The organism is Halopseudomonas nanhaiensis, from assembly GCF_020025155.1.
Lineage (GTDB): Bacteria > Pseudomonadota > Gammaproteobacteria > Pseudomonadales > Pseudomonadaceae > Halopseudomonas > Halopseudomonas nanhaiensis.
This window is the reverse complement of sequence record NZ_CP073751.1, coordinates 2,125,500-2,146,909: the sequence shown is the minus strand read 5'-3', so window position 1 is coordinate 2,146,909 and position 21,410 is coordinate 2,125,500. Positions and strand designations below refer to the sequence as shown.

Genomic DNA, 21,410 nt, shown 5'->3' with positions numbered 1-21,410 from the left:
TCGATGCACGAGCGGGAGTACCAGGGCTACGACATCATTGGCGATATACACGGGTGCGCGAATACGCTGGTCCGACTGCTCGAGCAGATGGGCTATGCCCGTACGCAGGGAGTTTGGCAGCACCCCGACCGCCAGGCGCTGTTCCTGGGCGACATTATCGACCGCGGGCCCCGCATTCGCGAGTCGCTGCACCTCGTGCACGATATGGTCGAAGCGGGACATGCCCGGTGCATCATGGGCAACCACGAGTTCAATGCGCTGGGCTGGCACACACCGGGCCCGGCTGGGAGCGGTCGGCCCCATGTGCGGGAGCACAACGAGCGGCAGCTGAGACAGATCCGCGCCACCCTCGATCAGTTCGCCGACTGGCCGGACGAGTGGGAGTATTTTCTGGAGTGGTTTCACACCCTTCCACTATATCTGGACATGGGCGAATTCCGCCTGGTGCATGCCTGTTGGGATCATGGGCTTATCGATGCTTTTCGGGGTATGTATCCGGATGGCTGCATCGACGTCGACTTCATTCAGGAATCGGTTTATCCGGGCACCTTCGCGTATCAGGTTCAGGACCGCCTGCTGCGCGGAACCGGTATGCCGTTGCCACATGGCCTGAAGATGACCGGCCGAGACGGCATTACGCGGTCGTTCTTTCGCACCAAGTTCTGGGAAGAGGATCCGCAGACCTACGGCGATGTGCAGTTTCAGCCCGATCCCCTGCCCGAAGACATCGCGGCCCGTCCATTGAGCGATTCACAGAAGGCTGAGCTGATGCTGTATGGCCCCGACGAGCCGATCCTCTTCGTGGGGCACTACTGGCGCGAAGGGCGCCCGCATCCGATCCGTCCGAACCTCGCTTGTCTGGATTACAGCGCGGTGAAATTTGGCAAGATGGTGGCCTATCGGTGGGACGGCGAGGCAAGGCTCGAGCGTGATCACTTTGTCTGGGTCGACGTACCCCGTTGGGGATGAGGTAACGATGTACCGAGCGATGCAATGTCCATTGGACGAAGATCTCCGCCAGCTCACCCGGTTCCTGCGCAGCCGTGGTCTGGTTCATCGGATAACCGAGGAGGGTGGTCGTCAGGTAGTATGGACCGTGGACGAAGCCGATGCCCAGGTGGTGCGGGCCGTGTATGAGCAGGGCGTGCCCGACGTCGCCGAGCCGGCAAAGCCGACCCCGAGCATGGCGCCGGCCAGCGGGGCAATGTTGCGCAGGATCCCGCTGACCCTGGCGATTCTGGTCGTCACCGGATTGGTTGCGCTGTGGACCGGGCTGGGCACGCGCGCGGAAACGATCATTCATCTCACATTCACACCCCTGGCAGCTACGGGTTATCTGGCACCGGATCTCGACTTTTCACAGCCATGGCGTGTGTTGAGTCCGATCTTTCTGCACTTCGGTCTCCTGCATCTCACGTTCAACGCACTCTGGTACTGGGAGCTCGGGCGCCGGATCGAGCTTTACTCCGGCAGTCTCTGGTTGCTGGGGCTGACCGTCCTGTTCGGTCTGGCGTCAAATCTGGCGCAATGGCTCGTCAGCCCGGATGCGGTGTTCGGCGGACTCTCGGGCGTGCTGTACGGTCTGCTTGGCTACTGCTGGATCTATCAAATGCTGGCGCCGAACGTATTCTTTGCGCTGCCCAAGGGTGTGGTGATACTCATGCTCGTATGGCTGGCGCTGGGGGTCTCCGGGCTGATTACACTGGCCGGCCTGGGGCAGATCGCCAACGCTGCACACATCGGCGGGCTGGTCTCCGGCTGCATCGCCGGGGCGATCGCAGGAGCACTGCAGCGCGGGCGCTGAACGCGCTACAATAGCGCGGTCAATCAGCTCCGGAGCGACTCATGACCACTTTTCTCGACATGCTGCGCAGCATTACCGCCGACACCTACGCAACGTTCAAGACCGCGGTGGAGCTCGGCAAATGGCCGGACGGCCGCAAGCTGACCCAGGAGCAGAAGGAAATGTGTCTGCAAGCGATGATCGCCTGGGAGCAGGAAAACCTTCCCGAGGAAGAGCGCACCGGCTACATGCCTCCCCAGCACTGCAAGTCGGAAACCAAGACCATCCCCAATATTCTGTTCTCGACTGGTTCGGACACGCTGCACTGATGCTGTCGGCCAGCGGTACCCTGCGCAAACTCAAGGGCGAGCTGCGCGCGGGCAGCAGTGAACCGGTTCAGTACAGTCTCCCGCTTGGTGAACAGCTGATCCCGCTGAATGAATGGCTAGGACGTACCGTCCGGCTGCAGGCCTCTGGCGATATTCATTGCTCCCACTGCGGCCGACGCACGCGCAAGAGCTACAGCCAGGGCTACTGCTACCCGTGTTTCACGCGTCTGGCGCAGTGTGACCTGTGTATCGTCAGCCCCGAGCGCTGCCACTACGAGCACGGTACCTGTCGCGATCCTGCCTGGGGCGAGCAGTTCTGCATGACCGACCATATCGTCTACCTGGCCAATTCGTCCGGGCTGAAGGTCGGTATCACCCGCGCTACCCAATTGCCCACCCGGTGGATCGATCAGGGCGCCAGCCAGGGACTGCCGATCATGCGCGTTCCTGCGCGTCAGCACTCCGGGATGGTCGAAGAGCTTCTGCGTCAACAGGTGGCAGACAAGACCAATTGGCGCGCGATGCTTCAGGGCGAACCGGATCCGGTCGATCTGTCCGAACAGCGCGATGCGATTCTCGACCGGGCGCAGCCAGGGCTCGCTGCGCTGCATCAGCGCTTCGGCATCCAGGCCTTTCAGCCCCTTGCCGATGCGGAACCCCTGACCATCAACTATCCGGTCAGCGCCTACAGCCCTAAGCCCAAATCGGCGAACCTCGACAAGGAGCCGATGCTCGAGGGCACGCTTCTGGGCATCAAGGGTCAATATCTGTTACTCGATACTGCGGTCATCAATATCCGCAAGTACACCGCCTACACTATGGCTTTCAGCGTCGTCTGAGCGCTACCGGCACAGGATCTACCCATGCGTACCGAACAACCGAAGACGATCTATCTCAAGGATTATCAGCAGCCTGACTATTGGATTGATGAAACGCACCTGACCTTCGAACTTTTCGAGGATCACGCTCTGGTTCACAGCCGGCTGGCGATTCGAGTCAATGCGCACAAGTCAGGGGCAGCGCGGCCGGAGCTGGTGCTGGACGGGCAGAATCTCGAGCTGATGTCCGTGGAGCTCGATGACGAGAGGCTGGCCAGCGGCGATTTCCAGTTGGACGAAGACACCTTTCGTCTCCAGCCGGGCCGCGACAGTTTCGATCTGTCGATTACCACGCGTATCAAACCGCGGGAAAACACCGCGCTGGAAGGGTTGTATCAGTCAGGGTCGATGTTCTGCACGCAGTGCGAGGCCGAGGGCTTTCGCAAGATTACCTATTATCTGGATCGGCCTGATGTGATGAGCCGGTTCACCACCACCGTGATTGCCGACAAGGGCAACTACCCGGTGCTGCTATCGAACGGTAACCCGATTGCCCGCGGCGAGCATGACGGCGACCGTCATTGGGTGACCTGGGAAGACCCATTCCCCAAGCCTGCCTATCTGTTTGCCCTGGTCGCCGGTGACCTGTGTCTGATCCAGGACAGTTTCACCACCATGAGCGGCCGCACCATCGACCTGCGCATCTATGTTGAGCCGGATAACCGTGAGCAGTGCGGCCACGCCATGGACAGCCTGAAGCGATCTATGCGTTGGGACGAGGAGGTCTACGGGCGCGAGTACGATCTGGACATCTTCATGATCGTCGCGGTGAACGACTTCAACATGGGGGCGATGGAAAACAAGGGCCTCAACGTGTTCAACTCGAGCTGCGTGCTCGCGCACCCCGACACCGCGACAGACGCGGCGTTTCAGCGTGTCGAGGCGGTGGTGGCTCATGAGTACTTCCACAACTGGTCGGGCAACCGAGTCACCTGCCGCGACTGGTTTCAGCTGTCACTGAAGGAAGGCTTCACCGTATTTCGCGATGCCGAGTTTTCCGCCGATATGAACTCGGCGACGGTCAAGCGGATCGAGGACGTAGGCTTCCTGCGTGCAAACCAGTTCGCCGAAGATGCAGGTCCGATGGCTCACCCGGTACGCCCGGACTCGTTCATCGAGATTTCCAATTTCTACACGCTGACCGTTTACGAGAAGGGCGCCGAAGTGGTGCGGATGCTGCACACGTTGCTCGGCCCTGAGGGCTTCCGCAAAGGCACTGATCTGTACTTCGAACGGCACGATGGCCAGGCTGTGACATGCGATGACTTCATCAAGGCACTCGAGGACGCCAACGGGGCCGATTTCAGCCAGTTCAAGCGTTGGTACAGCCAGGCGGGGACGCCTCGCCTGAGTGCTGAAGGGCGCTGGGACGCGGCAACCGGGACGTTTTCACTGCTGTTCCGCCAAAGTTGTCCGCCGACTCCCGGTCAGAGCGAAAAACTGCCGTTTGTCATCCCGGTGCGCATGGCCCTGCTGGACGCACAGGGTCGGGAGATGCCGCTCCGGTTGGCTGGCGAAGCAGAGGAGCGCGGGATGGAAACCGTGCTGTCGGTAACCGAGGCCGAGCAGCTCTTCACGTTCACCGATCTCGCCGAAGAACCGCTGCCTTCGCTGCTGCGTGGTTTCTCCGCGCCGGTCAGGCTGAGCTATCCCTACCACCGCGACGACAGGGTGTTCCTCGCCAAGCACGATCCGGATGGGTTTAATCGCTGGGAAGCTGCGCAAAGTCTGGCGGTTGATGTCCTGCAGGGACTGGTTGAAATCCACGTCGCTGGAAGACCGCTGATGATGGATCAGCGCCTGATAGACGTGTACAGCACTGTGCTCGCCGATGAGACGCTCGATCCGGCCATGGTGGCTGAGATCATCCGATTGCCGTCCGAAGCTTACCTCGTCGAGCTGGCTGAACAGGCCAACGTGGACGCCATCCACAGTGTTCGTGACTGGGTCCGGCGCGAGCTGGCAACCACGCTCGAAGAGCAGCTGTGGGGGATCTACCGACGCCTCGATGAACCTGTGCCGTACCGCGCCGAGGCGATCCAGTTTGCTCGTCGCAGTCTGAAGAACACCGTGCTCGGCTACCTTATGCTGACCGAATCGCACAATGCGGTCGCAGCGTGCGTTCGGCAGTTCGTCGAGGCCAACAACATGACCGATCGTCAGGCGGCGCTGGTTGCACTGGTCAACTCGCCCTTCGAGGATCAGCGTCGTGCGGCGCTGACCGAATTCGCGGAGCGCTGGAAGGACTATCCGCTGGTGATGGATCAGTGGTTCAGCATTCAGGCCGGATCGCCTGCCGCCGACGGTCTGGCGCGCGTTCAGGAACTGATGGAACACCCGCTGTTCACCCTGCGCAATCCCAACAAGGTCCGCTCGTTGATCGGTGCCTTTGCCAATCAGAATCTGGTCAACTTCCACCGCGGCGACGGGGCCGGCTATCGCTTCCTGGCCGACCAGATCCTCCTGCTGGACGGCACCAATCCGCAGATAGCTTCACGCCTGGTCACACCGCTGTCTCGCTGGCGCAAATTCGATCCGGATCGCCAGGCGCTGATGAAGCAGGAGCTTGCCCGAATTCTCGGCAAGCCGGATTTGTCGCCTGACGTTTATGAGGTGGTCAGCAAGTCATTAGCCTGAGCAGAAAACCAGGGGCCGCCTGTTCCGAGAGGCGGCCCGCTGCGACCGTGAGACACATTGACCGTTTCTTAACAAAAGATTACTCATCCCTATTGGTGGAGCTACTCGATTCAAATTACTATGACTTGCCCTGACTCAGAGCAGGGCGTCAGATAATAACAATCGGGGGTTGGTATATGCGTGAGCCCAACATGCGGCGCGCTCAATCCTTTGCTCAGGCCAGCTCTGCCAGCCAGCCTCTCAAAGGTCGCAAGTCTTCTGTTTCACTTCCATTTTTTCGAGTTTTGGGGATAGCCGCCGCGATCGTCTGTGGGCCCGCATCTCTGGCATTTGCACAGGAAGCCGCCGACTCCCAGACTCGTCCGGCAGTCATGTCGCTCGAATCCAGCACTTCGCTCCTGCTCGACTCGGCCCGTGCCGGTGACCGCCTGGTGGCGGTCGGCGTTCGTGGTCATATCGTCTACTCCGACGATCAGGGCGAAACCTGGATCCAGGCGCAGGTACCAGTGCGCCAACTGATCGCCGCCGTACACTTCGTCGACGACAAGAACGGCTGGGCGGTCGGGCACGATTCCCTGATCCTGCACAGTTCCGATGCAGGTGAAACCTGGTCCATTCAGCATCGCGATCCCGAACTGGCCGAAGCGCCCGATCCAGACGCGGGCGGCCTGCTCGAAAAACCTCTCATGGATGTGTGGTTCCGCGATGCCAATCATGGCCTTGCTGTGGGCGCCTACGGGCTGGCCCTGCGCACGCGGGACGGCGGGGCGACCTGGGACGATATCAGCTTCGATATCGATAACCCGGACGGACTGCACTACAACGCCATCGCCGAGATCAAGGGCGCCGGTCTGTTCGTCGTCGGCGAGATGGGTACCATGTACCGGTCGGCCGATCTGGGCGATACCTGGGAAACCTTGCAGGATCTGCCGTATGACGGCTCCTGGTTTGGCGTATCCGGCACTGGCGAGGCCAACGGCGTGCTCGCCTGGGGTCTTCGCGGCAACCTGTTTCGTTCGGATGATTTCGGCAACAGCTGGCAGCAGGTCGAGTTGATGACGCCGAACAACGGCCCGCTGGAATCCACCTTGTCGGGTGGTGGTCTGACTGCCGACGGCAGCATCGTCATTGTCGGCACCGGTGGCGTGGTTGCCACCAGCCAGGATGGCGGTCGCAATTTCGATGTGAGCATTCGTCCTGATCGCGTCTCGCTGGCTTCTGCGACGACAACCGACGACGACCATCTCCTTCTGCTGGGCCAGCGCGGGGCGATCAAGACCTCCGCAGACGGCTCGACTACCCAACAATAATTACGCACCAGGAGACTCTGGATGTCACAGTTTGAGCACGAAGACGCTACCTTCATGGAGCGTCTGGTCTTCAATAACCGTCTGTTCGTGGTGCTGGCGTTTTCCGTCATTACCGTCGTATTAGGCTACTTCGCGGCGCAGATCCGTCCCGATACCAGCTTTACCAAGATGATCCCCCTTGAGCATCCGTACATCGTCAACATGCTCGAGCATCAGGATGATCTGGCCAGCCTGGGTAACTCGATTCGTATTTCGGTGGAGATCAAGGAAGGCGACATCTTCACCACCGAGTACATGGAAACCCTCAAGCGCATCAACGATGAGGTGTTTTTCCTGCCGGGTGTGAGCCGTTCAGGTCTGCGTTCTCTGTGGACACCGAACGTGCGGTGGACCGAGGTGACCGAATACGGCTTCGATGGCGGCCCGGTCGCCAACCGCCCGGCCTACCTGAACGAGGACGACCTGGAGGAGCTGCGTGTCAACGTACTCAAGTCCGGCGAAATCGGCCGCCTGGTCGCCAACAACTTCAAGTCCTCCATCATCGAGGTTCCGCTGCAGGAGTTCTACCCGAACCCGGAGAACCAGAGCGAACTGCTGCGACTGGACTACGGCGACTTCTCCGAGCAGCTCGAAGAGAAGATTCGCGACCAGTTCCAGAACGAGAATCCCAATATCGAGATCCATATCGTCGGCTTCGCCAAGAAGGTCGGCGACCTGATCGATGGCCTCACCGCGGTCGTTGCGTTCTTCGGTATTGCGTTCGTGATCACGTTCATCCTGCTGTTCTGGTTCACCCGCTGCATGCGCAGTACCGTCGCGGTGCTGATGACTACCGTCATCGCGGTGATCTGGCAGTTAGGCCTGATGCGCCTGGTCGGCTTCGGTCTGGATCCGTATTCGATGCTGGTGCCATTCCTGATCTTCGCCATCGGTATTTCGCACGGGGTCCAGAAGATCAACGGTATCGCGCTGCAGTCGAGTGACGCGGACACCGCTCTGCTGGCCGCCCGCCGGACCTTCCGCCAACTGTTCCTGCCCGGCATGATCGCGATTCTTGCTGACGCGGTAGGCTTCATTACGCTGCTGGTCATCGATATCGGCGTTATCCACGAACTGGCGATCGGCGCCTCGATCGGTGTGGGTGTCATCGTCTTCACCAACCTGATCATGCTGCCGGTAACCATTTCCTACCTGGGCATCAGCAAGAAGGCCGTTGCACGCAGCAAGGAAGACGCCGTGCGCGACCACCCCTTCTGGCGCAACATGGCGTTCGTGGCGCACCCGAAGGTCGCTCCTATCGTCGTGGTCGTTGCGCTGGTGGCTGGTGTTGGCTGCTTCTTCTACCAGAAAGCCAACATTCAGATCGGTGACCTGGATCCGGGTGCGCCTGAGCTGCGTCCGGACTCGCGTTACAACCTGGACAACGATTTCATCATCCGCAACTACTCGACCAGCTCGGACATTCTGGTGGTGATGGTCGAAACGCCGCCGGAGATGTGTTCGTCCTACGAGACGATGGAAGCGATCGATCAGCTCGAGTGGCGCATGAACAACCTGCCGGGCGTCCAGTCAGCGGTCTCGCTGGTGACCGTCGCCAAACAGGTGATCATGGGCAACAACGAGGGCAACCTGAAATGGCAGACCCTGTCGCGCAACCAGGACAACCTGAACAACGCCATCAGCCGGGCTCCGGAAGGCATGTTCAACTCATCCTGTTCGCTCGCTCCGGTCATGATCTTCCTCAATGACCACAAGGCCGAGACGCTCAAGCGCGCCACTGCCGCGGTCGAGGATTTTGCCGAGGAGTACAATACCGAGAACCTGAAGTTCAAGCTGGCTGCGGGCAATGCTGGTATCGAGGCAGCGACCAACGAAGTCATCGCCAGCTCTGAAATGCTGATTCTCGCTCTGGTGTACATCTGGGTTGCGATCATGTGTTACGCCACCTTCCGTTCCTTGCCGGCGACCATCTGCATCGTTCTGCCGCTGGTTCTGACCTCGGTACTGGGCAACGCACTGATGGCATTCCTTGGTATCGGGATGAAGGTCGCGACCCTGCCGGTCATTGCGCTGGGCGTGGGTGTCGGTGTTGACTACGGTATCTACATCTACAGTCGACTGGAGACATTCCTGCGGCAGGGCATGGCACTGCAGCCGGCTTACTACGAAACGCTGCGTTCGACCGGCCGTGCAGTACTGTTCACCGGTCTGTGCCTGGCCATCGGCGTAGTGACCTGGGTGTTCTCCGCGATCAAGTTCCAGGCCGACATGGGCTTGATGCTGACCTTCATGTTCCTGGTCAACATGATCGGCGCGCTGCTGTTGCTGCCGGCTCTGGCTCGGTTCCTGATCGACCCGGCGAAGGTGCGTGCCAAGCAAGCGTCGAAGCTGACTCACTAAACTGCAGCATCGAAAACCCCGCTCCGGCGGGGTTTTTTTTGCCCGCCGCAGGCGATTTTCTTCCGTTTTTACCGCTCTTGTATCACTGTGCTGATTAACAAAAGATAACCCCCCTCCGGTTGGCCCCCCTGGTAATGCCCGCTAGTATTGATGGTCATGCCGTATTGCGGCTGTCCTATAAGAATAAGGGGGATGTCCTATGCGTAAGCCCAACCAGCGGCTCGTCTCGTCCTTTGATTCGATTGATGGCAGAAGCCGGTCGAACGAAGGCAGTACACTATCACTCACTCGCCAGATCGCGGTTGCGCTTAGTCTCGCCGGCGCGATGGTATGTCTTCCCATGGGAACGGCCCACGCCCAGGGTCCCCACGATGATACCCGTCCTGCGGTGATGTCTTTGAAGGCCGCGCAAACGCTGTTGCTTGACATCGGACGGGCCGGCGATCGCCTGGTCGCGGTAGGCGCCCGTGGCCATGTGGTCTATTCCGACGACAAGGGCGACACCTGGATCCAGGCTCCTGTACCGACCCGCGCCATGCTGACGGCTGTTCACTTCGTCGATGACAGGAACGGTTGGGCTGTGGGTCATGATTCGCTGATCCTGCGCACCAGCGATGCTGGCGAAAGCTGGGAGATCCAGTATCGCGATCCGGAGCTGGAAGAGGCCATCGACCCAGACGGTCCCGGACTTCTGGAGAAACCGCTGATGGACGTATGGTTTCGAGACGTCAACACCGGTTTCGCCTTCGGAGCCTATGGCCTCGCGTTACGCACCGATGACGGCGGGGAAACCTGGAATGACATTACCTACGACATCGACAACCAGGATGGCTTTCATTACAACGCGATCACCCGAGTGGGCGAGCAGGGCCTGTTTCTGGTAGGCGAGATGGGCACCATGTATCGCTCGCGCGATCTGGGTGAGACCTGGGAGACCATCGAAGAGATGCCCTATGACGGTTCGCTGTTCGGAGCAACCGGTGTAGGCGAAGAGGACGTGGTGTTCATCTGGGGCCTGCGAGGCAACATGTTCCGCAGCAACGACTTTGGCGACAGCTGGGAACAGGTCGAGCTGGACACGCCGCATAACGGCCCGCTGGAAGCCACGCTGTTCGGCGGCACCGCCACTGACGACGGCAAGATCGTGGTCGTGGGCGCCGGCGGGGCAGTGGTCACCAGCGAAGACCAGGGGCAGACGTTCGAAGTCGCTTTCCGTCCCGACCGGTCGACATTGGCTACCGGGAAGGTGCTGGAGAGTGGACAGGTTCTGCTTGTAGGTCAGCGCGGCGCAATCAAGGCTGACTCCAACGGCCTGCCCGCTCAATTATAAGAATTCTGGAGACTCCGGATGTCCAAACAACATGAGACCGCTCCATTCATGGAGCGGTTGATCTTCAAGAACCGTATCGCCGTCTTGCTCATCTTTGCGCTGCTGACGATATTCTTCGGATATCAGGCAGCGCAGGTCAGGCCCGATACCAGTTTCGAAAAAATGATTCCTCTGAAGCACCCCTACATCGTCAACATGATCGAGCACGAAAACGATCTGGCGAACCTGGGTAACTCGATCCGCATCGCTGTAGCGATCGAAGATGGCGACATCTTTTCTACCGAGTACATGGAAACCCTCAAACGCATCAATGACGAGGTGTTCTTCCTTCCTGGGGTGGATCGATCCAATCTCCGGTCCCTGTGGACGCCGAACGTTCGCTGGACGGAGGTGACCGAGTACGGGTTTGATGGCGGCCCTGTTGCCAATCGTCCTGCCTATGTCACCGACGACGATCTGGAAGAGCTGCGCGACAACGTACTCAAGTCGGGTGAGATCGGTCGTCTGGTAGCGAACAACTTCAAATCCACCATCATTGAAGTCCCGCTGCAGGAGTCGTATCCCAATCCGGACAACCAGAGCGAACAGATTCGCCTGGATTACGGCGAGTTCTCGCGGCAGCTCGAGGAGAAGATCCGCAGCGAATTTCAAGCCGAGAACCCGAACATCAGCATCCATATCGTCGGCTTCGCCAAGAAGGTTGGTGATCTGATCGAAGGTATCATCAAGGTACTGATGTTCTTCGGCGCCGCGCTGCTGATCACCTTCGTTCTTCTGCTGATCTTCACCCGCTGCCTCAAGAGCTCGATCACCACGCTGATCTGCTCGGTCATTGCGGTAGTCTGGCAGCTGGGCTTGTTGCGCACACTGGGTTTTGGCCTGGATCCGTATTCGATTCTGGTACCGTTTCTGGTCTTCGCCATCGGTATTTCCCACGGTGTTCAGATCATCAACGGCATGGCCATCGAATATGCCCACGCTGAAGATGCCAACACGGCGGCGCGTAGGGCGTTCCGAGCGCTGTACATTCCCGGCATCGTCGCACTGGTGTCCGACGCGGTCGGTTTCGTTACGCTGCTGCTGATCGAGATCGAAGTTATCCGTGAGCTGGGCATTGCGGCATCGATCGGTGTGGGCGTGATCATCCTGACCAACCTGATCCTGCTGCCCATCCTGATGTCGTATATCGGAATGAGCAAACGGGCTGTGGAGCGCAACCGCCTGCTGGCGAGCCGCCCGCAGCGCCTGTGGCTGACCATCTCCAAGTTTGCCCACCCAACGGTAGCGCCGATTTCCGTCGTCCTGGCGATCCTGGCATTTGCCTTCGGCATTTATCATGGCAAGAACGTTGAAATCGGTGACCTTGATCCGGGTGCTCCGGAGCTGCGACCCGACTCACGCTACAACCTCGACAACGATTTCATCATCTCCAACTATTCGACCAGCTCGGACGTTCTGGTGGTGATGGTGTCGACGCCTCCGGAGATGTGTTCGGCATACGAAACCATGGAAGCGATCGACCAGCTCGAATGGCGCATGGTCAACATGCCTGGTGTTCAGTCGGCGGTGTCGATGGTCACTGTAGCCAAGCAGGTCATCATGGGTAACAACGAGGGCAGCCTGAAATGGCAGACCCTGTCGCGTAACCAGGACAACCTGAACAATGCGATCAGCCGTGCTCCGCAAGGCCTGTTCAATGCATCGTGCTCGCTGGCTCCGGTAATGCTTTACCTCAACGATCACAAGGCCGATACGCTTGAGCGGGTGACCGCTGCCGTCGAGGACTTCGCCGAGGAATACAATACCGAGGGACTCGAGTTCAAGCTGGCTGCAGGTAATGCTGGCATCGAGGCGGCGACCAACGTCGTGATCGAGAAGTCGCAGACCAAGATGCTGCTGACGGTGTACGCCGTGGTGATCTTCATGTGTCTGATCACCTTCCGTTCGATTCGCGCGGTGCTGTGCATCATCATACCGCTCGCGTTGACCTCGGTGCTGGCCAACGCGCTGATGGCCTTCCTCGGGATCGGTGTGAAGGTTGCAACGCTTCCGGTCATCGCGCTGGGGGTAGGTATCGGGGTCGACTACGGGATTTACATCTACAGCCGACTCGAGACGTATCTGCGTCAGGGGCTGCCTTTGCAGGAAGCCTACTATGAAACGCTGAAGACGACGGGTAAGGCGGTGACCTTCACCGGCTTCACCCTGGCCATTGGCGTGGCGACCTGGATCTTCTCTGCGATCAAGTTCCAGGCTGACATGGGTATCCTGCTGACCTTCATGTTCCTGTGGAACATGTTTGGCGCACTGTGGTTGCTGCCAGCACTGGCTCGCTTCCTCATTCGGCCCGAAAAGCTGCGAGAGTAAACGCAGCGCAGCAAAAAGCCGCTCCCAGGGAGCGGCTTTTTTTATCCTTCAGTTGCGGGTGTCAGCCGTCTTTCAATGCTGACACTCTGAAGGGCTGCTGGATCACGGCAGGTGGCTGCGGACAGCTCCGGACACCTTACCAGCCTGTCGGGACAGCTTCGCACCCTGGCCAAGCGCGGCCAGCTTCAGTCCGGTGCCGAAAAGGCCACCGCGACGATGCGATTTGCGCAGGCGGGGCATGTGCGCATGTTTCTTTGCGCTTTCCAGACCTGCGATGGCGCCCAGGCTTGATAGCCCCTTGTGTGACTTCATTCGCTTGCTCCCGCCGATCACCGAAGCGATAAGCGCGATGGCGCCAACTGCAATCAGGGCCGTGGCCACCGGGTGCTGCGCGGCGCGGGTATACAAGCTGCTCTGTTTGACATGTCCCGGATACTGACCGGATGCCTTACCGTCTTGAACGGTACCTACGTCTGAGTTTTGCAAGGTGCCTCCTCGATGCTTATCAGGTCGCCCACTCTGGACGATGTCGTAAATGAAGGTACGGCTAACTAGGTCGGCCAGGCGAGGGGTCACCTGAGCCATGCGCGTGAACATCTTCGAATTGCCGATGTACACGTCACGCTGCGGATGCACCGCAGCATGGAGGATCGCCTGCGCTACAACGTCGGGGCTGTAGACCGGCGGTGGAAACGAGGGCGCCGAGGGCAGGTAGCTCTTGGCGTGGTCGTTGAACATCGTATTGATCGCCGGTGGTCTGACCAGCGTCACGGACACCGGTGCGCCGGCCTCCTGCAACTCGACTCGCAGCACATCGGTCAGTGCCTTGACGGCGTGCTTGCTTGCGCTGTAGCTGGAGTGAAAGGGCATCGGTGCGGCGGATTCCACGCTGCCGATGTTGATGATCGCACCGCCCTTGTCGCGCAAGTGGCGGGCAGCAATGTTCGAGCCGTACATGGTGCCGAAGAAGTTGGTCTGCATAACCTTCTCCTGGTCCTCGTCGCTGACCTCGTCCAGACGACCCCACACCGCACTCCCGGCATTGTTGATCCAGGTATCAAAACCGCCGAACTGTGTAATGGTCTGGCTGGCGACGCGCTCGAGGTCCTCGCGCTTGCCGACATCGCCGACCAGATGCTTGACGGTATCGCCGGCATCGAGCTCGCGTTCGATTTCCTTGAGCGCTTCTTCGTTGCGTGCAACCAATACCAGCCGCGCACCGGCCTCGGCCGCCATCCGGGCGGTGGCTAATCCGATCCCGCTGGATGCGCCAGTAATGACGATGACCTGTTCGTGGAGCGGTTTGAGTTTCACGTGCATTGGACCTCCTTGCTGCGCCGACCGGGGCCGACGATTGGTGGACTTCCTCAGTAGAAGTCGCAGGACCGCAAGGGGTTCCATCAACAGGATGAGCGGTACACGGCCCGCAGTGGCGTCCTCGGGTAACTAGACGTCGGGGTAGAGGCTTGCGAGCTGTTCCGGGGGAGTCTCTCCGGCCCGCTTGCGACTCTGTACCACCATGCGGACGGCGCGCCACAACGGCTTGCCGCGCCAGGGTGTTTCCAGCTGACCGAAGAGACAGGCGTTGAGGTCGTCCAGCGCCTCGGCAAGCTCGGGATAGGGATGAGTAAGACCAATCAGACCGTCGCTGTGCTGCTGTCGCGCCCAGGTCTCCAGCGCCTTGCGCGCCTCGGCGGGCTGGTTTCCGCGACAGGCTGCCTGCAGGTCGCCCAGCGGATTGTCGGGCACATTGTCATCCAGACTTTCCTCCTCTTCAGGCAGGTCCAGCTGGTACAGCTTCCTCCGCGCCCGATACAGCAATGCAAGGGCGGCGGCGAGCCCGAGACTGAGCAGCAGGCAGGCAAGCTGCCAGGGCCACAGAAGCGGTGCAGGCCCAGACTCCTGCACTGCTACGGTGGGCTCCGCAGCACCGGTGCCATCAAAGCTTTTATCGTTCCGGACGTTGAGCGCGACCGGATCCAGTCGTGAGGTGCGCAATCGGTCCTGGGTGGTGTCCCACCAGTGCACTTCCAGGGCGGGCAGGGCGTAGGTGCCGTCTTGCTGCGCGACCAGCGCAGAGCTGTCCTGTCGTTTGCCGCGGATGCCCAGGTCACGGATCTGGTTGTCCAGGCGAGGCTGGTCGTCGTATTGACGCAGGTTGCGATCCGCTCCATTGATGATGCTGTGCAGCGCAGGCAATTGACTTGCAGTCAGCCCCTCTGCCTCCAGCGTCAGCGTCCGCGTCAATGGCTCACCGGCCAGCAGGTCGATGCCGGGGTCGGGCTGCCATTGCTGGGTCAGAGACAGGTCACGCGCCGGCAGCCAGGGAGCGCCACGCGGGTAGGCATCGGGCACCGGCCGGACATCCAGCACGATGTTCGGCGAGCGCACCTGGACGACCTTGCCGGTCCTGGCGGAGAAGCGCTCATCCGGGTTGCGCGGCTGCAGGATGGTTGCGCTGAACAGCTGAGAGGGGATCTCCAGCGACCCGCTCTGCTGCGCGAAGATCGCGTAGCGCACCTCGATGACACCATGCTTCACGCCGTTGATGCGCTTTTCGTAGTGCCGTGGCGGGCCCAGGCTTTCCACCCGGGCCTGGGGTATGGCCAGTCCGCTTAGCGTCGAATCATCGTATAGAGACACGGAGTGGTACACCCGCAGGGTCAGCAGGGCCTGGGCCTGCACATACGGGTTTTCGACGTCGACCTCGCTGTCGATGAATACCGGTGCCATGTCCGCGACCGGGTCGGATGCGGCTTCGGCTGCCGAAAGAACCCGCAGGCTGATCGGGTCGCTCATGGCGGTCCCCAGGCTCACCGGAGGAATTACCACAAAACCGGTTCGCTTCGGGACCAGCGTCAAGACCCAGCGGGCGACCGGCTGAGTCTTGCCATCGATATCCACCATCAGACTCAGCTGCCGCGTATCACGTATCTCGAACAGCTCTTCGAGCACGCTGAGATCCGGCTGGCTGAAGCGATTGGCCGCTGCACTTTCCAATGTCAGCTCAAACGTTTCGCCTTCGATCAGCCGGGTTCTGTCCACGCTTGCGCCCAAGGCTGCGTGAGAAACAAGCGGTAGCATGGCGAGCAGCCAGCAGATGAGCCATCGGATCATGGTTGTTGTCCTTGCTGTTGCTGCATGTGCTGGTAGAGAAACTTGCGCCGTAGCAGCTCGGCAGGGTTGTCCGGAATCTCCTCGAGCCATTGGCGAAGCGCCTGGGCCTGCTCGGTCTGGCGTGCCGCGGCAACCGGATCAATCGTAGCTGCGCCGCTGCCCGACTCGCCGCCATTCATCGAGGAGGCTGCGTCTGCATCCTGCGCACTGCCGGCGACAGGGTCGCCGCCGGCCTCGCCGGATTCCGCCGAGCGCTGCTGGGCCGAGTCGTCTGCTGCATTGGTGTCCTGTGGGGACGGGTCCTGCGCAGCCGAGTCCTGCGAGCTCTGCGTTTCCCGCTCATCTCCACTCCCATCACCTCGGTCATCGCTTTCACCTTCGCCGGGAGGGGTGTCGGTGCCTGATTGCCGAGCCTGCTCGCGCAGTGCTTCGAGCAGCGCCTCGACCTTGCTGCGATTGTGCCTCGCGGCTTCGTGCTCCGGGTCACGGGTCAGCGCTTGCTCGAAAGCCTCCAGCGCCGCTTCGTAACGCTCGGCCATCGTCAGGGCGGTGCCGTAGTGAAAATGGTGGGCGGCGTTCTCCGGCTCCCGGGCGACTACGTCGGCATAGGCGTCGACCGCGGCCGGGAAGCGCTTGGCCTGATAGAGCGACCAGGCTTTCCACGCAGGGTCTTCGAAACGTTCTGCGGCTTCCAGAGGGCGGCGCTGCTCCAGTAACACGGCGCCTTGCTGATCGGGGCGCTGCCACCAGTCAGCCCAGGCTGCCTCGACAGGTGCGGGAAGAACGCCAATCAGCACCGCGACGCCCAGCCAGCCTCGCCGTGCACCCAGCGCTGCTATCGGCAACAGCAGCAACAGGAGCCAGTGGCCCTGTTCGCGGGAAACCAGCTGCTGCCCCTGTTGTACTGCCCCTGGGGATTGCCGCAACGACAGGAGCTGTTCCAGATCGTCATCGGTCGTGGTTACCCGGTGGTAGGCACCGCCGTGCCGGCGGACAACGGCGGCCAGCGCCTGGCTGTCGAGCCGGGGCACGAGAATGCGGCCGGCGGTATCGCGTTGAAATCCACCATCAACGTTCGGAACAGGCGCGCCGGCCTGAGTGCCGATGCCGAGGATGGCCAACTGGGGGCCCAGCTCCGCCGCGTGTCTGTCCAGAACGTCCAGCTGTTCCCTGTTGCTGCTGCTGGTGAGCAGAAGAATCTGCGAGCTTGCCGGGGGCAGGTCGGCGATCATCTCTCGGGCGAGCGTCAATGCAGCGTCCAGACTGTTGCCTTCAGCCGGCATGATGGCCGGTTCCAGGGCCCCGAGCAGGTTGGTCAGTGTTGAGCGGTCGTGACTCAACGGGGTCACCCGATGGGCGCTTCCGGCATAGGCTACCAGCGCAAGTCTGTGGTCGGCTGCCAGCCGGATTACATCATGAACCTTATGACGGGCGCGCTGCAGACGACTGGGGGTGACGTCAGTGGCGAGCATCGCTGGTGTCACTTCCATAACCAGCACAATGGCTGCGTGGTTGGTGGAGTCGCCCTTGTACGGCACAGACCACGACGGGCCGGCGAGCGCAATGATCGCCAGTAACCACGCGCAGCCAAGCAGCAGGTATCGTCCACGCGGGCGGTCACTCGCCACGCGTTGCAGCAATCGTGGTTGCATGGCGGAGGGTAGAATCGCTTCCCAGCCCGAGCGCCTTTGCGATCGCTGATACAGCAGCCAGCACACCGCCACGGCTGGCAAGATGGCCAGCAGCCACGCCGGCCGCGCCAAGCTGAACATCAGGTGTTCAAACAGCATCGCGGCCTCCGTGCCAGGCCGCCCAGGCCAGACTTGCCAGCAGCGCGAGACCCAGGGGCCAAGGGTAAAGCGGCGTTGCTGCGCGTACGGGTGCGCTGTCATGCAGCGCTGGCTCGAGCTGGTCCATGCTGGCGTGAATGCTCTCGAGATCCTCTGCGTCGCGGGCTCGGAAGTACCGGCCACCGGTCAGGTGAGCAAGCTCCTTGAGCGTGTCCTCATCGAGGTCTACCGACGGGTCGGCCTGGTCCAGAAGCCCGGCAGGGGACTGGCCGGCCGCGCGCTCGGCGCCGACGCCTATCGTAAAAATCCGGATCTGCTGTTCGGCAGCCAGCCGGGCCGCCTGCAGCGGCGACAGTCTTCCGGCAGTGCTGGCGCCGTCCGTTATGAGGATCATCACGCGGCTGGTAGCGGGTTGGTCCGCGAGGCGTTTGATGGACAGCCCGATGGCATCCCCGATCGCGGTTTCCCGCCCGGCAAGACCGATGAACGATTCGTCCAGCCACTGGGAAACGGCGTCGCGATCGAGCGTCAGGGGAGCCTGGACATAGGCACTGGATCCGAACAGGATCAGGCCAACCCGGTCGCCATGGCGACGCTCGATAAACTCGCCCAGAAAATGCTTGAGTATCGTCAGCCGATCGACGTCTTCGCCGTCGAGCTGCATGTCGCGATATTCCATGCTTCCCGAAAGATCGACCGCAAGCATCAGGTCGCGTCCGCTCGACGGCACCGACAGCGGCTCTCCGAGCCATTCCGGGCGAGCCGCCGCGCTCACCAACAGCAGCCACACGGCGATGGTCAACAGGGATAACCGGGCTACTTGCGTGGACTCGCCCTGGGTGGCCGGGATCTGCTGCAGCCTCGGCAGGAAGCTCACCTGCAGCGCCGCGCTACGCCGATTGTCGGCGGGTAGCCAGCGCCGCAACAGCCAGGGCAGCGGCAGGGCCAGAAATGCCAGAGGCCAGTGGAAGTCAAACATTCTGATGGCGCATCCAGCGTTGCAGCTCGCGCACCAGTGCGCGGCGCTGGGACTGGGTGAGATGGGCGGTGGGCCGATAGAGCTCTCCGGCAAGGGGTTGCAGCGCCACGCGTTCAACGTTCGGACTGCTCTGGCACAAATAGTCGAGCCAGGCTTCGCCATACAGTCGAGTGGCCTCATCCCGGCCCTGGGCCTTGAGCAATCGCTTGATCAAGGAATTGTGCGCAGTGAGCCAATCGCGGTCAGTCAACTGACCGGAGATTCTCTGCAGCTCCTGCTGGGCATGGCTGCGCCGGTCGCCTCGGCGGCGCAGCCGTCGCGCCGCGAGCGGTAGCAGGATGCACAGCAATACTGCCGCCGCGATCAGCACCCACCATCCCGGTGCGAGGGGCCACCAGGACACGGCCGGCGGGCTGGATGGATGGATCAGCTGTTGCGCCAGCGCCTCGTTCATGTCCGTGCTCTTGCGGCTGTGCCGCCGAGCATGTTGCGCAGCTGCTCGACAGGGGAGTGGGCCGTTTCCAGCGGATTGAGCGTGCAGCGCAGGCGGCTGGCGAGGCGCTGCCAGGCCTGCTGACGGCCGAGGAACTGAGCGTGATAGGCATCACGCACACTGTCATCACTGGTATCGATGGTCAGCGTTTCGCCTCCCTGTGTGAATGCCAGCGAACCGTGACGTGGCAGCTCGGCATCGAGCCGATCATGTACCGGGAGCAGAATCAGGTCATTGTGGGCCGCCAGCGGCACCAGCAGACTCTGCTGCATGAGATCGATTGCCGCGTGATCACACAGAAGGTAGAGGATGCTGCCGGGGCGGATGATCTCCCGGCTGTGACGCAACGCCAGATTGAGCGGCTCGCTGAGGTCCGGGGCAGGGCTGCTCTGCGCCGGATTCAGACGCCCGTTGGCTTCCAGCAGCAGACGGAACAACTGCAGGATGGCGCCGCGGTTGCGGCGGGGTCGGACCTCGTGGCAGATCCCCGGGGCGAAAACCATCCCACCGACGCGATCGTTGTGGCTCAGTGCCGTCCAGGCGATCAGGGCACTGGCCTCGGCCACCAGAGAAGACTTGAAGTAGCGCTGGCTGCCGAAGCAGAGTCGATTGCTCTGCTCGCAGATGATGAACACCGGGCGCTCGCGCTCCTCGTTGAATACCTTGGTGTGCACTTTCTGGCTGCGAGCCGTGACCCGCCAATCGATGTTGCGGATGTCGTCGCCCGGCTGGTAGGCGCGAACCTGATCGAAGTCCACGCCGCGTCCCCGCAGTCTCGAATATTGCCTACCCGCCTGGCGGCTGGTTCGCATGGGGCGGCTGAACAGGGGCAGCTGCTGGCAGTGCTGACGTGCGCCGAGAAGCGTGTCCAGGGTCACATCGATGACCACGCCAGGCGATTCGGATGTCATGGTCAGACCACGGCAACCGATTCAACCAGCAGGGCAATCGCCCGGTCGGCATCGATACCCGCCGCCTCGGCCTCGAAGCTGAGCATCAACCGGTGGCGCAGCACGTCATGCACCACTGCCTGCACATCTTCGGGGCTGACGAAGTCGCGACCGGCGAGCCAGGCATGCGCGCGGGCGCAGCGGTCGAGCGCAATGGTGCCGCGCGGGCTTGCGCCCAGTTGCAGCCACTCGGCGAGCTGCGGGTGATACATCTCCGGACGACGGGTCGCCATGACCAGCTGGATCAGATACTCCTCCACAGCATCGGCCATGAACATCTCGAGAACCTCCTGCCGCGCAGCGAAGATGGTCGTCTGGCTGACCTTGTTGTTCATGCGCGGTTCGATTCCCTGCGCCTCGCCGCGTGCCAGATGAAGGATGCGGCGCTCGAGTGCCGCGTCCGGAAAGCCGATACGAACGTGCATCAGGAATCGATCGAGTTGCGCTTCGGGCAGCGGGTAGGTGCCTTCCTGTTCGATGGGATTCTGCGTGGCCATCACCATGAACAACTCGGGAAGGGGGTAGGTCTGCCGGCCGATGCTCACCTGCCGCTCGGCCATCGCTTCGAGCAGCGCGGACTGCACCTTGGCGGGGGCCCGGTTGATCTCGTCTGCCAGCACCAGATGATGAAAGATCGGGCCCTGCTGGAAACTGAAACTTGCCGTTTCGGGACGGTAGATCTCAGTGCCGGTGATATCCGCAGGCAGCAGGTCGGGCGTGAACTGCACTCTGTGGAAGTCCGCTTCGATGCCTTCGGACAGCACCTTGATCGCCTTGGTCTTGGCTAATCCCGGTGCACCCTCTACGAGCACGTGCCCGCCGGCGAGGAGACAGATCAGCATGCGATCGATGAGCACTTCCTGGCCAAAAATCTGCTGGTTCAGAAACGACTTGAGCTCGAGGAGCGAATCGCGGTGGGTCATGGGTGCGTCCATCAACAACTGGGAATTCCCTGGAATCGACACTTTACCTAAATACGCTTGGTCTAGACTAATTCCCGACGACAAATTGTTAACTCGAGCGCATGCGCGAATCACGGCGACGCTC

16 protein-coding genes are annotated in these 21,410 nt (G+C 61.2%); 9 read left to right on the top strand and 7 right to left on the bottom strand.

Features of this window, described 5'->3' with window-relative positions; all coding sequences use genetic code 11:
- Nucleotides 1-3: 3 nt before the first annotated feature.
- The 9 genes from KEM63_RS09650 to KEM63_RS09610 all read left to right on the top strand — a co-directional run bounded on the left by KEM63_RS09650 (nucleotide 4) and on the right by KEM63_RS09610 (nucleotide 13,034).
- Nucleotides 4-969 carry a metallophosphoesterase gene (locus KEM63_RS09650; RefSeq protein WP_223651107.1) on the top strand — a complete coding sequence of 322 codons (966 nt, stop codon included), beginning with the start codon at nucleotides 4-6 and terminating at the stop codon, nucleotides 967-969.
- A gap of 19 nt (nucleotides 970-988) precedes the next feature.
- Nucleotides 989-1,804 (top strand): rhomboid family intramembrane serine protease, encoded by an 816-nt coding sequence (locus KEM63_RS09645; protein WP_267461144.1) that lies wholly within the window; start codon nucleotides 989-991, stop codon nucleotides 1,802-1,804.
- Nucleotides 1,805-1,845: 41 nt separating this feature from the next.
- Entirely contained in the window at nucleotides 1,846-2,112 is a 267-nt protein-coding gene (locus tag KEM63_RS09640; protein WP_223651103.1) for a YeaC family protein, read from the top strand.
- Entirely contained in the window at nucleotides 2,112-2,951 is an 840-nt protein-coding gene (locus KEM63_RS09635; protein WP_223651101.1) for a DUF2797 domain-containing protein, read from the top strand. The genes KEM63_RS09640 and KEM63_RS09635 overlap by 1 nt, the downstream gene beginning before the upstream one ends.
- A 24-nt stretch (nucleotides 2,952-2,975) precedes the next feature.
- The gene (pepN, locus tag KEM63_RS09630) at nucleotides 2,976-5,627 is read left to right on the top strand and encodes an aminopeptidase N (RefSeq protein WP_223651098.1); all 2,652 of its coding nucleotides are present in this window, start codon (nucleotides 2,976-2,978) and stop codon (nucleotides 5,625-5,627) included.
- Nucleotides 5,628-5,803: 176 nt separating this feature from the next.
- Nucleotides 5,804-6,937, top strand: a complete 1,134-nt coding sequence (locus KEM63_RS09625) for a WD40/YVTN/BNR-like repeat-containing protein (protein WP_423747786.1) — start codon at nucleotides 5,804-5,806, stop codon at nucleotides 6,935-6,937.
- Nucleotides 6,938-6,958: 21 nt separating this feature from the next.
- Nucleotides 6,959-9,337, top strand: coding sequence for an efflux RND transporter permease subunit (locus KEM63_RS09620; protein WP_223651094.1), 2,379 nt, complete (start codon nucleotides 6,959-6,961; stop codon nucleotides 9,335-9,337).
- Nucleotides 9,338-9,677: 340 nt separating this feature from the next.
- Complete coding sequence (locus KEM63_RS09615; protein ID WP_223651092.1) at nucleotides 9,678-10,667, top strand: WD40/YVTN/BNR-like repeat-containing protein; 990 nt, start codon at nucleotides 9,678-9,680, stop codon at nucleotides 10,665-10,667.
- An 18-nt stretch (nucleotides 10,668-10,685) separates the two neighbouring features.
- Complete coding sequence (locus tag KEM63_RS09610; protein WP_223651090.1) at nucleotides 10,686-13,034, top strand: efflux RND transporter permease subunit; 2,349 nt, start codon at nucleotides 10,686-10,688, stop codon at nucleotides 13,032-13,034.
- Nucleotides 13,035-13,136: 102 nt separating this feature from the next.
- Here the strand turns inward: KEM63_RS09610 and KEM63_RS09605 are convergent, their stop codons facing one another.
- From KEM63_RS09605 to KEM63_RS09575, 7 genes are all read right to left on the bottom strand, one after another.
- Nucleotides 13,137-14,354: an SDR family oxidoreductase gene (locus KEM63_RS09605; RefSeq protein ID WP_223651088.1), complete on the bottom strand. Its 1,218-nt coding sequence runs from the start codon at nucleotides 14,352-14,354 to the stop codon at nucleotides 13,137-13,139.
- 126 nt (nucleotides 14,355-14,480) lie between these two features.
- On the bottom strand, nucleotides 14,481-16,151 hold the full coding sequence (locus KEM63_RS09600) for a BatD family protein (RefSeq protein ID WP_223651087.1): 1,671 nt from the start codon (nucleotides 16,149-16,151) through the stop codon (nucleotides 14,481-14,483).
- Nucleotides 16,148-17,941, bottom strand: a complete 1,794-nt coding sequence (locus KEM63_RS09595) for a VWA domain-containing protein (RefSeq protein WP_223651085.1) — start codon at nucleotides 17,939-17,941, stop codon at nucleotides 16,148-16,150. Before KEM63_RS09595 ends, KEM63_RS09600 begins: the two co-directional genes overlap by 4 nt.
- A complete protein-coding gene (locus tag KEM63_RS09590; RefSeq protein WP_223651083.1) occupies nucleotides 17,931-18,920 on the bottom strand; it encodes a vWA domain-containing protein in 990 nt (329 codons plus the stop codon). The genes KEM63_RS09595 and KEM63_RS09590 overlap by 11 nt, the downstream gene beginning before the upstream one ends.
- On the bottom strand, nucleotides 18,913-19,374 hold the full coding sequence (locus KEM63_RS09585; protein WP_223651081.1) for a DUF4381 domain-containing protein: 462 nt from the start codon (nucleotides 19,372-19,374) through the stop codon (nucleotides 18,913-18,915). The genes KEM63_RS09590 and KEM63_RS09585 overlap by 8 nt, the downstream gene beginning before the upstream one ends.
- The gene (locus KEM63_RS09580) at nucleotides 19,371-20,324 is read right to left on the bottom strand and encodes a DUF58 domain-containing protein (RefSeq protein ID WP_223651079.1); all 954 of its coding nucleotides are present in this window, start codon (nucleotides 20,322-20,324) and stop codon (nucleotides 19,371-19,373) included. The genes KEM63_RS09585 and KEM63_RS09580 overlap by 4 nt, the downstream gene beginning before the upstream one ends.
- Nucleotides 20,325-20,326: 2 nt before the next feature.
- Nucleotides 20,327-21,286 carry an AAA family ATPase gene (locus tag KEM63_RS09575; protein ID WP_223651076.1) on the bottom strand — a complete coding sequence of 320 codons (960 nt, stop codon included), beginning with the start codon at nucleotides 21,284-21,286 and terminating at the stop codon, nucleotides 20,327-20,329.
- Nucleotides 21,287-21,410 lie beyond the last annotated feature (124 nt).

What these genes read in the sequence shown, in the direction of transcription:
- KEM63_RS09650 (WP_223651107.1), top strand. Translation starts at nt 4, where the DNA reads ATGCACGAGCGGGAGTACCAGGGCTACGACATCATTGGCGATATACAC.
- KEM63_RS09645 (WP_267461144.1), top strand. Translation starts at nt 989, where the DNA reads ATGCAATGTCCATTGGACGAAGATCTCCGCCAGCTCACCCGGTTCCTG.
- KEM63_RS09640 (WP_223651103.1), top strand. Translation starts at nt 1,846, where the DNA reads ATGACCACTTTTCTCGACATGCTGCGCAGCATTACCGCCGACACCTAC.
- KEM63_RS09635 (WP_223651101.1), top strand. Translation starts at nt 2,112, where the DNA reads ATGCTGTCGGCCAGCGGTACCCTGCGCAAACTCAAGGGCGAGCTGCGC.
- pepN (WP_223651098.1), top strand. Translation starts at nt 2,976, where the DNA reads ATGCGTACCGAACAACCGAAGACGATCTATCTCAAGGATTATCAGCAG.
- KEM63_RS09625 (WP_423747786.1), top strand. Translation starts at nt 5,804, where the DNA reads ATGCGTGAGCCCAACATGCGGCGCGCTCAATCCTTTGCTCAGGCCAGC.
- KEM63_RS09620 (WP_223651094.1), top strand. Translation starts at nt 6,959, where the DNA reads ATGTCACAGTTTGAGCACGAAGACGCTACCTTCATGGAGCGTCTGGTC.
- KEM63_RS09615 (WP_223651092.1), top strand. Translation starts at nt 9,678, where the DNA reads ATGGGAACGGCCCACGCCCAGGGTCCCCACGATGATACCCGTCCTGCG.
- KEM63_RS09610 (WP_223651090.1), top strand. Translation starts at nt 10,686, where the DNA reads ATGTCCAAACAACATGAGACCGCTCCATTCATGGAGCGGTTGATCTTC.
- KEM63_RS09605 (WP_223651088.1), bottom strand. Translation starts at nt 14,354, where the DNA reads ATGCACGTGAAACTCAAACCGCTCCACGAACAGGTCATCGTCATTACT.
- KEM63_RS09600 (WP_223651087.1), bottom strand. Translation starts at nt 16,151, where the DNA reads ATGATCCGATGGCTCATCTGCTGGCTGCTCGCCATGCTACCGCTTGTT.
- KEM63_RS09595 (WP_223651085.1), bottom strand. Translation starts at nt 17,941, where the DNA reads ATGCTGTTTGAACACCTGATGTTCAGCTTGGCGCGGCCGGCGTGGCTG.
- KEM63_RS09590 (WP_223651083.1), bottom strand. Translation starts at nt 18,920, where the DNA reads ATGTTTGACTTCCACTGGCCTCTGGCATTTCTGGCCCTGCCGCTGCCC.
- KEM63_RS09585 (WP_223651081.1), bottom strand. Translation starts at nt 19,374, where the DNA reads ATGAACGAGGCGCTGGCGCAACAGCTGATCCATCCATCCAGCCCGCCG.
- KEM63_RS09580 (WP_223651079.1), bottom strand. Translation starts at nt 20,324, where the DNA reads ATGACATCCGAATCGCCTGGCGTGGTCATCGATGTGACCCTGGACACG.
- KEM63_RS09575 (WP_223651076.1), bottom strand. Translation starts at nt 21,286, where the DNA reads ATGACCCACCGCGATTCGCTCCTCGAGCTCAAGTCGTTTCTGAACCAG.